A 1,799-nucleotide genomic window follows, 5' to 3' on the forward strand; every position below is an offset into this window, starting at 1 on the left:
CTCGCCCGGATTGCTGGTAATACGCACCAGCAACCAGTCGGACACCAGGCGGGTATTGCCGGTCACCGCCGAGCGATCGCCGCCAGACTCGCGGATGACCGGTGCCGACTCGCCGGTGATCGCCGCTTCGTTGACCGCGGCAATGCCTTCGATGACCTCGCCGTCACCGGGGATCATCTCGCCGGCCTCGACCCGCACCACGTCGCCTTTGCGCAGATTGGCGGCAGGGATCACCTGGAAGCTGCCATTGGCCTTTTTCAGGCGTGCACTCAGGCCTTCGCTGCCAGCCTTGAGACTGTCGGCGCGGGCCTTGCCACGGCCTTCGGCCAGGGCTTCGGCGAAGTTGGCGAACAGCACGGTGAACCACAGCCAGAGGGCGATCTGCGCGGCGACGAAGGTCGGCACCGCGGTATCCGGCACAAGGCACAGTACCGTGGTCAGGATCGCAGTCAGCTCGACCACCAGCATCACCGGCGAACGTTGCAACTGGCGTGGGTCGAGTTTGACGAAGGCCTGTACCAGCGCCGGACGCCACAGGGCTGCGATCGAGGTTTTCTGTTGTTCGGCAGCAGTGTGTTTCGAGGCCGCGGTTTTAGCGCCGGGCATTTCGGTTACAGCCTTCTTGGAGGCAGGAACATGCATATTCATCATTAAGTCCTCAGCCCTTCATTCCAAAGGCAGCCAAGCTCAAGTGGTCGGCAATCGGGCCCAGCGCCAGGGTCGGCAAAAAGGTCAGCCCGCCCACCAGCAAAATGGTCATGGTCAGCAGCGTGACGAACAGCGGACCATGGGTCGGGAAGCTGTTCTGGCCGACCGGCGCGGTCTTTTTCAGCGCCAGGCTGCCAGCCAGGGCCAGCACCGGCAGGATGTAGCCGAAGCGGCCGATCAACATGCCCAGGCCCAGCATCAGGTTGTGGAACGGGGTGTTGGCGCCCAGGCCGGCGAAGGCCGAACCGTTGTTGGCGCTGGCCGAGGTGTAGGCGTACAGCAACTGGCTGAAACCGTGGGCACCAGGGTTGCTCACCGCCGCCACCGGCCCCGGCAGGCTCGCGGCGATGGCGCTTAGTACCAGCACGCCGACCGGCATCACCATCAGCGTCACCACCAGCAACTGCACTTCCTTGGCCTGCAGCTTCTTGCCCAGGTATTCCGGGGTGCGCCCGATCATCAGGCCGGCGAGGAAGACCGCGATCAGCACGTTCAGCAGCATGCCGTAGAGGCCCGCGCCGACGCCGCCGAAGATCACCTCGCCGACCATCATGTTGATCAGCGCGACCATGCCGCTCAGCGGACTGAGGCTGTCATGCATGCCGTTGACCGAACCGTTGGAGGCCGCGGTGGTGGTCACCGACCAGAGCACGGTGGCGGTGGTCCCGAAACGCACTTCCTTGCCCTCGAGCGGTGCGGTCTGCTCGACCGCGACGTTGTTCAGGGTCGGGTTGGGCTGGTACTCGGCCCACAGCGAGGTCGCGCCACCGATCAGGAACAGCGCCAGCATGCAGGCGATGATCGCCCGGCTCTGGCGCAGATCCTTGACGTAGTGGCCGAAAGTGAACACCAGGGCCACCGGGATCAGGATGATCGAGGCCACCTCGAACAGGTTGCTCCAGGCCGTCGGGTTCTCGAACGGATGCGCCGAGTTGACGCCAAAGAAGCCCCCGCCGTTGGTGCCCAGTTGCTTGATCGCGATCTGGCTGGCGGCCGGGCCCAATGGAATCACCTGATCGACACCTTGCAGGGTCACAGCGTGGACATACTGGGCGAAGGTTTGCGGGACGCCCTGCCAGACCAGGAACAAT

General features: G+C 64.5%; 1 protein-coding gene and 1 pseudogene. Both read right to left on the reverse strand.

What is annotated here, in order from left to right; all coding sequences use genetic code 11:
* Positions 1-648, reverse strand: a pseudogene (locus tag J4E58_RS31715) (potassium-transporting ATPase subunit B); the annotation flags it as partial.
* A 10-nt stretch (positions 649-658) separates the two neighbouring features.
* Positions 659-1,799 (reverse strand): potassium-transporting ATPase subunit KdpA (gene kdpA, locus J4E58_RS31720; RefSeq protein ID WP_207255368.1); only part of this gene is annotated, 1,141 nt, incomplete at its 5' end.

This window comes from Pseudomonas sp. FW305-25, from assembly GCF_017351415.1.
Lineage (GTDB): Bacteria > Pseudomonadota > Gammaproteobacteria > Pseudomonadales > Pseudomonadaceae > Aquipseudomonas > Aquipseudomonas chlororaphis.